This window comes from Nitrosospira sp. Nsp11 (assembly GCF_900142705.1).
GTDB lineage: Bacteria > Pseudomonadota > Gammaproteobacteria > Burkholderiales > Nitrosomonadaceae > Nitrosospira.
The window spans coordinates 1-13,129 of sequence record NZ_FRBV01000001.1 but is presented as its reverse complement, the minus strand read 5'-3'; the positions used below and the strand labels follow the sequence as shown (position 1 = coordinate 13,129).

General features: G+C 53.1%; 11 protein-coding genes. 8 read left to right on the top strand and 3 right to left on the bottom strand.

What is annotated here, in order from left to right; translation table 11 throughout:
- Positions 1 to 47: 47 nt before the first annotated feature.
- Positions 48 to 1,292, bottom strand: a complete 1,245-nt coding sequence (locus BUA28_RS00060) for an NnrS family protein (RefSeq protein WP_072766125.1) — start codon at positions 1,290 to 1,292, stop codon at positions 48 to 50.
- A gap of 151 nt (positions 1,293 to 1,443) precedes the next feature.
- Here BUA28_RS00060 and greB point away from each other — a divergent pair, with 151 nt between their 5' ends.
- Together greB and BUA28_RS00050 are read left to right on the top strand one after the other, a co-directional pair.
- A complete protein-coding gene (gene greB / locus BUA28_RS00055) occupies positions 1,444 to 2,073 on the top strand; it encodes a transcription elongation factor GreB (RefSeq protein ID WP_072766633.1) in 630 nt (209 codons plus the stop codon).
- An 18-nt stretch (positions 2,074 to 2,091) separates the two neighbouring features.
- Positions 2,092 to 2,922: a TrmH family RNA methyltransferase gene (locus BUA28_RS00050; RefSeq protein WP_072766124.1), complete on the top strand. Its 831-nt coding sequence runs from the start codon at positions 2,092 to 2,094 to the stop codon at positions 2,920 to 2,922.
- 75 nt (positions 2,923 to 2,997) lie between these two features.
- Here BUA28_RS00050 and BUA28_RS00045 read toward each other — a convergent pair whose 3' ends face one another.
- On the bottom strand, positions 2,998 to 3,945 hold the full coding sequence (locus BUA28_RS00045) for an MBL fold metallo-hydrolase (protein ID WP_256598180.1): 948 nt from the start codon (positions 3,943 to 3,945) through the stop codon (positions 2,998 to 3,000).
- Positions 3,946 to 4,050: 105 nt separating this feature from the next.
- Entirely contained in the window at positions 4,051 to 6,015 is a 1,965-nt protein-coding gene (gene acs / locus BUA28_RS00040; protein WP_072766123.1) for an acetate--CoA ligase, read from the bottom strand.
- Positions 6,016 to 6,237: 222 nt separating this feature from the next.
- On the opposite strand from acs, the gene rimP reads away from it, so the two are divergent.
- The 6 genes from rimP to BUA28_RS15385 all read left to right on the top strand — a co-directional run.
- Positions 6,238 to 6,666 (top strand): ribosome maturation factor RimP, encoded by a 429-nt coding sequence (rimP, locus tag BUA28_RS00035; RefSeq protein ID WP_072766122.1) that lies wholly within the window; start codon positions 6,238 to 6,240, stop codon positions 6,664 to 6,666.
- A gap of 29 nt (positions 6,667 to 6,695) precedes the next feature.
- Positions 6,696 to 8,183 carry a transcription termination factor NusA gene (gene nusA, locus BUA28_RS00030; RefSeq protein WP_072766121.1) on the top strand — a complete coding sequence of 496 codons (1,488 nt, stop codon included), beginning with the start codon at positions 6,696 to 6,698 and terminating at the stop codon, positions 8,181 to 8,183.
- Between the two features lie 17 nt (positions 8,184 to 8,200).
- Positions 8,201 to 10,816: a translation initiation factor IF-2 gene (gene infB / locus BUA28_RS00025; protein ID WP_072766120.1), complete on the top strand. Its 2,616-nt coding sequence runs from the start codon at positions 8,201 to 8,203 to the stop codon at positions 10,814 to 10,816.
- A 23-nt stretch (positions 10,817 to 10,839) separates the two neighbouring features.
- Complete coding sequence (gene rbfA / locus BUA28_RS00020; protein WP_072766119.1) at positions 10,840 to 11,220, top strand: 30S ribosome-binding factor RbfA; 381 nt, start codon at positions 10,840 to 10,842, stop codon at positions 11,218 to 11,220.
- Between the two features lie 31 nt (positions 11,221 to 11,251).
- Complete coding sequence (gene truB, locus BUA28_RS00015; protein WP_256598178.1) at positions 11,252 to 12,202, top strand: tRNA pseudouridine(55) synthase TruB; 951 nt, start codon at positions 11,252 to 11,254, stop codon at positions 12,200 to 12,202.
- A 300-nt stretch (positions 12,203 to 12,502) separates the two neighbouring features.
- On the top strand, positions 12,503 to 13,129 hold a 627-nt coding region (locus BUA28_RS15385; RefSeq protein ID WP_143148395.1), incomplete at its 3' end, for a transposase.

Genomic DNA, 13,129 nt, shown 5'->3' with positions numbered 1-13,129 from the left:
TGCCCCGCTGACGTGGTTGTCATGAGTCGTTGCCATGAAAATAACGGTCAGTCCGGTTTGCCGTCAATCCTCGGTCGCCAGTAGAGGGGAGCATAGCGAACGGCCCAGAGTGTGAAGCAGATCAGCCAGGACAGACCTGCCAACAGGTATAGGGTCATGGTGGCCGTACCGAAAGCGTCAGGCAAAAGATCGGGAAATATCCGCAGCAAAACCGCGATTTGAAACCCGATAAACAGCAGCCGGGTAAATTTATCCAGCACCAGCGCGTTTCCCGAATGCCCTAGCGTGACGCGCGAAGCCATGCCCAGCACCATATTGGCGAAGTATCCGATTGCCAGCGCATGCAGCGGTGCGAGGCCAAATACCAATAATTCGCCGCCGCTCATAAAAAACACCAGACTTTGCGTTCCATATAGCAGCATGGAAAGCCCGAGCCACGCAAAAGCGATATGCAGCACAGCGAGAAGGTGGACCCTGAAGCTGCGCAATAACCCCCAGGTAAAAGACAAGTATACGGCGCAAGCGGCCAAGGGCAAGTCGAACAGCCACAGATAGGGAAATGCGTTTTTCCATAATTGCAATATGCCGTGCGCAGCGGAAAACGTGAGCATCAGCCAGAGTATCCAGTAGGGTCTTACCAGGACATAATCCTCCAGCACCCGGCTCGAGAAAAACGGGATCATGCGGTGGCTCACCGTCATGACAACCGGCAGCAGAAAAAACCAGATTCCGGCATTGCGTGAGAAATCCAGCATTAGGGAATTTTCGGTCAGCAACCATAGCAGGTAAGCGGCTATCCCCAGCCATCCGGATATGAGTGCTGCGCTGGCTGCGTTTGCATGGCGCCTATCCTTATCCTTTGCTTTGAGGAGAACACGCAGCAGCGCGTAAATCGCTATACTGAATCCTGCCAGCAACGCCGCCACGCCTGCGGTAGCGATCAGTTTTTCAGTCGCCAGGCCGAGATAAAAGAGTGTGACGCCCGCAACCATCAGCAAGCAGGAGGTGACAAAGTGCCGTGGCTGAATTTTTTCTCCATTCATCCAACTGGGAAAAGTGGTAAATAAAAAACCCAGGATAAAGAACGAGAAAAAACCGTAGATCATCAAAAAGGCGTGAGCCCAGATCGGCGCTATACTCCATTCCAATGGAGCCCCGGCAATATCGTGACGCCCCATGAGATCGAGTACCCACCACAACAATGTGAACACACCTTGCAGAGCTCCCGCCAGAAACATGGCATGATGCGGCGCTGCAGCAAGACGGTGCCAGACAGACGCGCTGTTATTCATATATTGAGTAGCCAGGATAAGCTGGTTTACTTGAGAGCGGATATCATTACGGCGCTGTAACGATCTAATAATAGTGGGCCTGAACCTGAAGGTCAGCTTTTTTAAAATATCAATATCTGAATTTCAATATTTTCTGGCGCAACATCAGCATATGAGCAAAGCGTTTACCAAGGAAACAGAACCCGCTGATGACCTTGAAGAGGAGGTTATCCACACCACATCCTCTTTACCGGCCGGCAGCAGAAACTACATCACCCCCGGAGGCCATGCACGGCTGATGGACGAGTTTCAATGGCTGATGAATAAAGAGCGTCCCCATGTGACCGCTACAGTATCATGGGCTGCCAGCAATGGCGACCGTTCGGAGAATGCCGACTATATCTATGGAAAAAAGCGCCTGCGCGAAATCGACCGGCGTATACGTTTTCTGACCAAACGCCTGGATATGGCAGAAATTGTGGATCCGGCCGCCCCCAGAGATGACGAAACCCGTATTTTTTTCGGCGCAACCGTTACATTCGCCAATGAGAAAGGCGACGAAAAAACAGTTGCTATCGTAGGTGTTGATGAGATCGATACGTCCAAAGCCTACATCAGCTGGATTTCACCCATGGCACGCGCATTGATCAAGGCGCGGGAAGGGGACGTGGTGACATTGCACGCGCCGGGTGGGACTGAAGAACTGGAAATTCTGGAAGTCAGATACCAGATGATTCCGATGGAACCATTCGGACAAGCGGATGAGGCTGAGATAAGGGCAGCTGATACAGATAGCCGCTGAAGTTACTTGCGTCCAGCCATGAAATTTATCAGTTCCCGCGACAATCCATTCTTTAAAAAAATGATCAAGCTGGCCGGGTCTGCGCAACAGCGCAGAGCAACCGGCTTGACACTGCTCGATGGCATACATCTGGTCGCCGCCTATCATATCGCACTGGGGCAGCCGGAAGCCCTCATCATGAGCGAGTCAGGCAGGAAAAGCGCGGAAATAAAACGCTTGCTGGAGAAATGGAAACCCAGGGAAGGTTTGAGCCTTGTTATGCTGAGCGATTCGCTGTTTCGCGAGATTTCTCCAGTCAAGACTCCGACCGGTATCATGGCGCTGGCACGCATCCCCTCGGCCGAAACCATCCTCATACATAAACCTGTAAGGGATGAAAACGAGGGCGGAGGAAATGAAAGTTTTTGCGTGTTGCTCGAAGCCATGCAAGACGCTGGAAACGTTGGTTCCATACTGCGGTCTGCCGCTGCCGCGGGAGCAACGGATATTTACTTATCCAATGATTGTACGGATGCGTGGTCGCCCAAGACGCTGCGCGCCGCGATGGGCGCGCACTTTTTACTGCATATTCACGAACAATCCAATCTGGCGGAAGTGGCGCGTGCGTTTGGCGGTAAAGTAATCGCCACTAACCTGAGAGCGAAAAACAGTCTCTACCAGACCGAATTGACCGGGCCGATCGCGTTGGTGTTCGGTAACGAGGGCGTGGGCTTGTCTGATGCGGTGCTGCAAGTAATCACTGACGAAATCAGCATTCCTATGCCCGGTGGAACGGAATCACTGAACGTGGCGGCAGCGGCGGCAATATGTTTTTTTGAGAGAGTAAGACAGATGGAATCGGTTCGATGAAATGTTCAGCTTCAGATTTCCGGATTTCCTTTGCCTTGGCATCCCTATGGCTTTGCTTGCGATACTGTATCGGCTTCAACTTCCTCCGGCATGATCCAGCCAGTGTTCCAGCCCCTGTGCATTAAGCCCGACATCCAGGCTTAACAGAGAGCGAATTTCTTCCCCCGGCAATCTGCAGCCGTGTGCGATAACTCGCTGCAACAGCAACTCTCCAAGTTCCTCTACTAGTGCGGAATGCCTGTTGGGAGCGCTGTGCAGTTTCCTGCCTATCGACACGTGGGCATCGATCAAATCGTGCATCTCGGCCGCATGGCGCGGCAAATGGCCGATGCGGCCGTAGTGTGTAAGAAAAGCATAAGAAGGGTGGTAACTCATGATCCGGTGCAACGAGGCATGCGCGGCTATCGGATCGAACTGCACCGGCGTAGTGGTCGGAAATACGAACTCCATGCCGTCCACGTCGAATTCGCGATAGGAGATGCCGAACGTGTCGCCGGTAAAAAAAGACTGGCTTTGCTTATCGAAGATGGAGTAGTGATGACGTGCGTGGCCTGGCGTGTCAAGAAAAAGTAATGGCCTGCCGTTGAAATCCAGGCTGAATCCATCGGGTGCCTCAATGATGCGATTTGCCTCCACTGGACGGATAACCCCATAGACACGTTTGAATTCCGCTTCGCCATACACTTCCGTTGCGCTTGCAACCAGCCTGGCGGGGTCGGCCATGTGTCGCGCACCGCGGGGATGCACCACCAGTTTCGCATTGGGAAAGCGATGCATGAATTCGCCCGCGCCCCCAGCGTGATCCAGATGTATATGGGTCAGGAAAACGTACGCTACGTCCGCAGGGTCGATATTCTTTTTGTGCAGGATTTCCATCAGGCCGGCTACGGAAGATGATGTTCCCGTATCCACCAGCGCCGCTTTTCCTGCTTCGACAATCAGGTGAATCGCAGCCAGTCCCGTGCGGAGATAGCCCGCGTCGATAGCGCTAATACCATTAGCGTAGTCGATGAACTGAGGCACGCGGACGGGCAGCGTCGGAGTATCAGTTGATGCTTCTGCTTGGGTATGAAGGCGATTATTCGTCAAGTTAATTGTATCGGTAAGCTATCCAAAACCAAACCCTTGCTATGCTATGGGTTGTTTCAATTGTTCAAGTATCGCGGGGTTTTCCAGCGTAGAAACATCCTGGGTTATTTCCTCACCTATAGCCAGCGTGCGCAGCAAACGCCGCATGATTTTGCCTGAACGGGTTTTCGGGAGATTATCGCCGAAGCGGATTTCATCGGGTTTGGCAATAGGACCGATTTCTTTCGATACCCAGTCACGCAATTCCATTGCAATATTGCGGGCATTCTCGCCCTCCGGGCGCTCGCCCTTGAGCACCACGAATGCGACAATGGCTTCGCCCCTGATTTCATCGGGTTTCCCCACCACCGCAGCTTCTGCGACAAGGGGGCTGGCCACCAGTGCGGATTCGATTTCCATAGTGCCTAAACGGTGACCGGCAACGTTCAACACATCGTCAGTGCGCCCCATTATCCAGAAATAGCCATCCATGTCACGGTTGGCGGAATCGCCCGCCAAATAGTACTTACCGCCAAGTTCTTCGGGAAAATAGGTTTGCTTGAAGCGCTCCGGGTCGCCCCATAAAGTACGTGCCTGCGGCGGAAACGGGCGTTTGATGACAAGAAAACCGCCCTTGCCGTTAGGCAGGTCGTGACCTGCCTCGTCCACAATGGCTGCCATGATGCCGGGCAAGGGCAGCGTGCAGGAGCCGGGCTTGAGCGACACCGCGCCGGGCATGGGGGCAATCATATGGCAGCCCGTTTCGGTCTGCCACCAAGTGTCCACAACCGGGCAGCGGGACTGGCCGACAACAGTGTAATACCACATCCACGCTTCCGGGTTGATCGGCTCACCTACCGAACCGAGCAGGCGCAAAGAGGAAAGATCATATTTTCCGGGCAACTCGGGCCCCAGTTTGATAAGCGACCGGATCGCAGTGGGCGCCGTATAAAATGAGGTGACTTTATGGTCCTGAATTATTTTCCAGAAGCGACCGGCGTCGGGATAAGTGGGAACTCCCTCGAAGATGACCTGGGTGGCGCCCACTGCCAGCGGACCGTAGGTAACGTAGCTATGTCCTGTAACCCAGCCCACATCGGCGGTACACCAGAAAATATCGGTGGGTTTGTAATCGAAAATCCATTCCATGCTTGTGATCGCGCCCAGCAGGTAACCCGCTGAAGAGTGCTGCACACCTTTTGGTTTGCCGGTGGAGCCAGAGGTATAGAGCGTGAATAGCGCGTGCTCGGCATTGACCCATTCGGGCTCGCAGGTGTCGCTCTGGTCCCTGATCAATTCGTGCCACCAGATGTCGCGTGCCTGCAATTGCAGGTTGTCGTCACTGCGCTTATATACAATGACTGATTTCACGGACTCGGTTTTACCCATGGCGAGCGCTGCGTCCACTGCGGCTTTCAAATGGTTGACTTTGCCGCCTCGCCGTTGCTCGTCGGCGGTAATGACAGCCACTGCACCTGCATCAAGAATACGCTCATGAATGCTTTTGGAGGAGAAGCCGCCAAATACCACCGAATGAGTCGCACCAATGCGGGCACAGCCCTGCATCGCCACTACGGCTTCGATACTCATCGGCATGTAGATAATGACACGATCGCCTTTCCTGATGCCAAGAGATCGCAGACCATTGGCAAACCGGCAAACGCGACGATGAAGATCACGGTATGTGGAACGGGTGATTGAGCCGTCATCCGCTTCGAAAATAATCGCGATTTTGTCTGGCTGGGTTGCCAAGTGCCGGTCCAGGCAGTTGAACGAAACGTTCAGCTCGCCGTCATCAAACCATTTGAAGAAAGGATGGTTCGTTTCATCCAATACGCGGGTGAACGGTTTGTGCCACAATATGTGTTCGCGTGCCAGTTTGCCCCAAAATGCAGGAAGGTCTTTTTCAGCTTCGGCGCAGAGGGCGTGATAAGCTTCAATGCCCGCCACATTAGCTTGTTTAACAAACACCGGGTCCGGTGGAAAAATGCGCGTTTCATGCAGAATGGATTTGATTGCGGCCACGGGACGCCTCCGATGAGTTTTTATTTGGGAGATCGGTGAAATTGTATCATTCATAAATTCATAATATGTACCGAACCGCTGAATTAGCGCTAAACGGAAACAGATATTCCCTGGGCAACCAGTTATAATTCAACAGGGGTCTATTTCATTAAGTATAAAATTTTGCTAAAATAGCAATGACTATGGGCTCTTTCTAGCCCATTTTTTGTTTGTGCCGGCACTATGGATCTGTATGAATTGCTCGAATCGACCTTGACCGGGCTGGGCTATGAGCTCGTCGACGTGGAGCGGTCTGCGCGAGGGAAGATGTTGCGTGTGTTTATTGACAAACCCGACGGTATTACCGTAGATGATTGCGGGGCCGTCAGCAATCATCTGAGCCGCTTGCTCGCGGTTGAGAACATCGATTACGATCGGCTGGAAATTTCATCGCCCGGCTTGGACAGGCCGCTGAAAAAGGCCGCTGATTTCATCCGCTTTGCGGGTGAGTCGGTTAAACTGAGGCTACGTGTGGCGTTACAGGGTCAAAGAAATTTCGTCGGAATTTTGCGTGAAGTGAACGACGGGGTATTAAAGCTGGAAGTGGACGGAAAAATGCTTGATCTGGATCTAAACAATCTTGAGAAGGTTCGTCTGGTTCCAAAATTGTAATTATTCGAGAGAGATTGGCTGGAGGTAACATGACGCGCGAAGTTTTACTTTTGGTGGATGCGCTGGCGCGCGAAAAGAATGTCGAGAAAGACATTGTTTTTATCGCGCTTGAATTGGCGCTGGCATCCGCGACAAAAAAGCGTTTTCACGAAGACGCTGATGTGCGCGTGTCGATTGATCACCAGACAGGCGATTATCAGTCATTACGCCGCTGGCAGGTAGTGGCGGACGATGCCGTGGAAGAGCCTGCCCGTCAAATTCCGTTGAGCGAAGCATTGCAGCGCAATCCTGAAATCCAATTGGATGAATTCGTCGAGGAAGTATTGGAGCCGGTGGAGTTTGGTCGTATCGGCGCTCAAGCTGCGAAGCAGGTGATATTCCAGAAAATTCGCGACGCCGAGCGCGAGCAGATCCTGAGCGATTTTCTGGAACGTAAAGAATACATGGTTACCGGGACCATCAAGCGGATGGAACGCGGCAACGCGATCATCGAGTCCGGCAGGGTTGAGGCGGCGCTGCCCCGCGATCAGATGATCCCGAAGGAAAATCTGCGTGTCGGCGATAGAGTGCGTGCCTATTTATACAAGATAGACCGGACCGCTCGCGGTCCGCAGTTGATATTGTCACGGATTGCACCGGAGTTTCTTGTAAAACTGTTTGAACTGGAAGTGCCGGAAATTGAGGAAGGTCTGCTAGAGATCAAAGTTGCAGCCAGGGACCCAGGTTCACGTGCCAAGATTGCGGTCAAATCTCACGATCAGCGCGTTGACCCGATCGGTACCTGCGTAGGTATGCGGGGTTCGAGGGTGCAGGCGGTGACAGGAGAGTTGGCGGGAGAAAGGGTGGACATCATTTTATGGTCCGACGATCCCGCTACCTTCGTGATCAATGCGCTGGCGCCCGCCGAAATCAGCAGCATTCTGGTGGATGAGGAAAAGCACAGCATGGACATTGTGGTGGATGAGGATAACCTTGCCCAGGCTATTGGACGTGGAGGTCAGAATGTGCGGCTTGCGTCTGAGTTGACGGGCTGGGAACTCAACATCATGACGATGGAAGAGTCACAGGCAAAAAATGAAGAGGAATTTTCCGTACTCCGGCACCTCTTCATGGAAAAACTTGATGTGGATGAGGAAGTGGCTGATATTCTCGTGCAGGAAGGTTTTACCACGCTGGAAGAGGTCGCTTATGTGCCGCTCAACGAAATGCTGGAAATCGAGGCATTTGACGAGCAGACGGTCAATGAGCTCCGCACTCGAGCTCGTAACGCTCTTTTGACGGAGGCGATCTTCAGCGAGGAAAAAGTGGAGAATATAGCAGAAGACCTGCTTTCGCTGGAAGGTATGGATAGCCAGACAGCGCGTGAATTGGCGGCCAAAGGAGTGAATACTCAAGAGGATCTTGCCGATCTGGCTGTGGATGACCTGATTGAAATGGTCGAGATGGATGCTGAACGAGCCAGGCAGTTGATTATGGCGGCGCGCGCGCCGTGGTTTGCCTCGGCAGATAGGGCATAGGTTATTAAAGGTTATCAATGTCTCAAATGAACGTAGAACAATTCGCTAGTGAACTGGGTGTGCTTCCTGCAGTGCTGCTGGAGCAACTCCGGGCCGCTGGTATCCGCAAGCATCTGACTGAAGATAGTCTGACCGAAAGCGATAAAACCCAGCTTCTCGACTATTTGCGCAAAATCCACGGTGCCAACGAGGAAAAGGGCAAGATTTCTCTTCCGCGTCGGCAGACTTCCGAGATCAAGAAGTCGGATAGCACCGGCAAGGCCCGGAGCATCCAGGTGGAGGTGCGCAAGAAGCGTGTATTCGTAAAGGGCGACTTAACGACCGAGACAAAGGCGGCGGAGCCAGCCGCAACTTTCGTTCCGCCTGCGACTACTGCGCCGATTCTCACGCCGGTGGTTGATGCGGCACAGCAGGCGTTGCGGCAAGAGGAAGCAAGAACACAGGCTGAATTGATTGCACGGCAGACTGCGGAACTGAGGGAAAAAAAACAACGGCAAAAGCCGGCAGCTAGCATCGAGGAAGTTGAGCCGGCAGCCGCAACCCCGGGCGAACCCGCGGCTACTCCTGAACCCGTACCCGCTGCGTCTGTCGGTACCCCAACTGTGGCGCCTACGGTTGAGGCGGCCCAGCCTGCTCCAACCGAGGGAACATTGCATAAGCCGGTAGTCAAGCCGGAAGAGAAGGCGGCGAAGGCCGAGAAGAAAAAGAAGCAGACCAAGCAAGTGGTCTGGAAAGATGACAGGGTCGAGAAACGTGGAGGACTCAAGACGCGAAGCGATTTGTCCAGCGTCAAGGGTTGGCGTACGCGCAGAGATAGACACGGTAAAGCTACTACGGAAGATCAGGGCGCTCATAGCTTCTCCGTACCCACCGAACCGATTGTCCATGAGGTAATGGTGCCTGAGACCATTTCCGTCGGGGCGCTCGCACAGAAGATGTCAATTAAAGCCGCCGAAGTTATCAAGACCTTGATGAAAATGGGGAACATGGTAACTATCAATCAGATGCTAGACCAGGAAACTGCCATGATCGTGGTGGAAGAACTGGGCCATGTCGCCAAATATGCGGCCCTGGATAGCCCTGAAGCCTTTCTTGCGGACACGGAACTACCCGGAGCGGGAATGAAGACAGAGCCACGTGCGCCGGTAGTTACCGTTATGGGCCACGTTGATCACGGCAAGACTTCGCTTCTTGATTACATACGTCGTACACGTGTGGCAAGCGGAGAAGCTGGCGGCATTACTCAGCACATTGGCGCCTATCATGTGGAAACTCAAAGAGGCATGGTCACGTTTCTGGATACGCCCGGCCATGAAGCTTTTACCGCGATGCGCGCCCGGGGCGCAAAAGTTACCGATCTGGTTATATTGGTCGTGGCGGCTGATGATGGCGTAATGCCTCAAACAATCGAGGCGGTACATCATGCCAAGGCCGCCAAAGTGCCGATCGTGGTAGGAATAACAAAAGTAGATAAACCTGATGCCAATCCTGAACGTATCAGGCAAGAACTGGTAACGCAGGGGGTCGTACCGGAAGATTGGGGTGGCGATACGATGTTCGTTGAAGTTTCCGCCAAGACTGGCCAAGGCATCGATTCATTGCTCGAAAGCGTACTGCTCCAGGCTGAAGTCCTGGAACTCAGGGCCGTAACGGATGGGCCTGCGAAAGGTATCGTCATCGAGTCGCGCCTGGATAAAGGCCGTGGCCCGGTGGCGACAATACTCGTTCAATCGGGAACTTTAAAGCGTGGTGATATATTGCTGGCAGGCGCAGTGTTTGGCCGAGTGCGCGCAATGCTCGACGAAAACGGCCGGCCGGTGGACCAGGCCGGACCTTCCATTCCGGTGGAAATTCAAGGCTTGTCAGAAGTTCCTGTTGCTGGCGAAACCGTAGTGGTGTTAACGGATGAGCGCAAAGCTCGCGAAATCGCGCTTTTCCGCCAAGGCAAATTCCGCGACGTAAAGCTTGCCAGACAACAGGCGGCCAAGCTGGAAAATGTATTTGAGCAGAAGGGTGAGGTCAAAGTACTCGCGCTTATCATCAAAGCCGATGTGCAGGGTTCTTACGAAGCGCTGACGCATGCACTGCAAGGGCTTTCCACCGACGAGGTCAGAGTTAATATTATCCACAGCGGGGTGGGGGCGATTACCGAATCCGACATCAATCTGGCGCTCGCGTCCAAAGCCGTTGTGATTGGCTTCAATAGCCGCGCGGATACAGTTGCGCGCAAGCTCATCGGTTCTACCGGAGTAGATGTGCGTTACTACGGTATTATTTACGAAGCTGTTGACGAAATCAGGGCAGCGTTATCGGGCATGATGACCCCCGACCGCAAGGAGAACGTTACGGGTCTGGTAGAGATACGCCAAGTATTTCGCATCTCTAAAGTGGGCGCGGTGGCCGGCTGCCTGGTGCTGGAAGGCGTCATCAAGCGCGGGTCGCTAACCAGGCTGATACGCAATGGCGAACTCATCCACACCGGCGAGCTCGACTCGCTGAAGCGTTTCAAGGACGACGTGAAAGAGGTGAGAGCGGGTTTTGAATGCGGTTTATCACTGAAAAACTTTAATGACATCCAGGTGGGGGATCAACTGGAAACATACGAAATCGTCGAAGTTGCGCGTAGCTTGTAACTGCCGCACCGGATGGGATCATCATGCCTAAAGATTATTCCCGCTCGCTGCGGATAGCCGACCAGATTCAGCGTGAACTCGCCGACTTGATTCGCAATGACCTCAACGATCCGCGTATTGGCATGATCACCTTGACCGGTGTCGAGGTGAGTCAGGATTACGCGCATGCCAAAGTCTTTTACACCACGTTGCGTAGCGAAAGTGACAATTTTCTAACCGGTAAAGGATTGGAGAACGCAACTGGATTTTTACGCAACCATCTGATGCATCGATTAAAGCTTAGAGTAATCCCGCAACTCCATTTCATTTATGATGAGTCGGTCGAGCGCGGTGTGCGTTTATCCCAACTGATAGATGAAGCCGTAGCGCAAGAAGCGCCGGCAAACGAACCGGACGATACCTGATCTGTGCCCGATCAGGTTTAGGTCACTTCTATTGATACTAAATCGTGTTCTAAAGCCCATACGCGTCAAACGTCACATCAGCGGCGTCCTGCTGCTCGACAAGCCAGCGCACATTTCGTCCAATCAAGCGTTGCAGATAGCCAAACGCATCTTTGCAGCGCGTAAGGCCGGTCACACAGGCACGCTTGATCCGATGGCAACCGGGCTGTTGCCCATTTGCTTCGGGGAGGCTACAAAGTTTTCGTCGGCATTGCTTGGGGCGAACAAGACCTACGACGCGACGCTGAGGCTGGGCTATATCAGTACAACCGGCGATGCCGAAGGTGAAATTTCAGTTGCAAGCGAAATAGAACCCGGGGATTTGCAGTTGGCGCCGCAGCAGATCGAGGCAGTGCTGAAAAGGTTTACCGGCACGATCATGCAGGTGCCGCCGATGTATAGTGCCCTGAAACATCAAGGGAAACCCATGTATGCTTACGCAAGGGAAGGATTGGAAATCGAGCGGCAACCACGTGAAGCCATCATTCATGATTTGCATATCGAGGCCATCGAGGGGAATGATTTACGCATCCTGGTCAAATGCGGTTCGGGTACTTACATCCGCACACTGGCTGAAGATATAGGCAAGGCGCTCGGATGCGGTGGGGCATATCTCACCCGCTTGCGCCGAAGCATTGTTGATAATTTTGACTTATCGCAAGCTTATACGCTGGATGCGCTTGAAGCTATGCCGCTGCCGCAGCGAGACTGTTGTCTGCTTCCGGTCGATATTTTCATGCGGGACTTGGCGACCGCTACACTGGATGCTGCGGCGGCGGCATCCTTGCTTCAAGGACGGGTGATCTGCAACTATTTCTCGCAGGATCTTTTATCTGAGGGACAAAAGATTCGATTATACGACCAAGCTAAACGTTTTCTAGGATTGGGGAAAATAACCGCGGGGGGCGAAATCGCCCCCAGTAGACTTATAGGGAACGTTTAAACCAGCCCGTTGGAGGTAGAGCAAAGACGTTTTCGCTGCTTCCCTGATACCGGTATATTTTTGCCGGATCACTCATCCAGAAGTGGTGCTTTGGCGGCCTAATCTGATCTGATAATAATTGGCTGACCTGATAACGGTTGATTACGCTGCACTGACCCCACCGATCTAGTATTGAAACACGTTAAGTAGTCGTCCCTGAAATACGTCCGTAAGCCTTGCAGATATTAACGTTGAGGGGTATACAAGGTCTGAGGAAATTGCCAGAATTGGCGTTATTTCCCTCTGATTTCTGGTGAATTCATGAAGCCTAAAAAGCAAGAGACGAGTACCTGCGACGACCTGTTTCGCCTGCGGTTGGAGCAGATACTGGACCAACGTCACGCCTTGTACCGGTTAGCGGACAAGATTGACTGGAATACAGTAGAAACCCGCTTTGGTGGGCTGTACGCAGAGGAAGGCCGCCCCGGCATCCCCATCCGGCTCATGGTTGGATTGCACTATCTCAAACACACCTTCAACGAATCGGACGAAACCGTTGTGGCACGCTGGGTAGAGAACCCCTACTGGCAACACCTCTGCGGGGAAGAATACTTCCGCCACACCCTGCCGATAGACCCCAGCCAAATGACCCGGTTTCGGCATCGGATTGGCGAGGCGGGTTGCGAATTCATGCTTGGCCTCACCGTCCGGACAGGACTTGCCACCCAAGCCGTATCCCTCACCTCGTTTGCAGTGGTGAATGTAGACACCACCGTACAAGACAAAGCCATCGCATTTCCGACAGATGCCAGGCTCTACCACAAAGCCCGAAGTGCACTGGTGAGAATGGCCCAAGGCATGGGTATCGAGCTTCGTCAAAGCTATCGACGCTTATCCAAAGTTGCCCTGGCCAAGCATGGACGCTATGCCCATGCCAGACAGATGCAA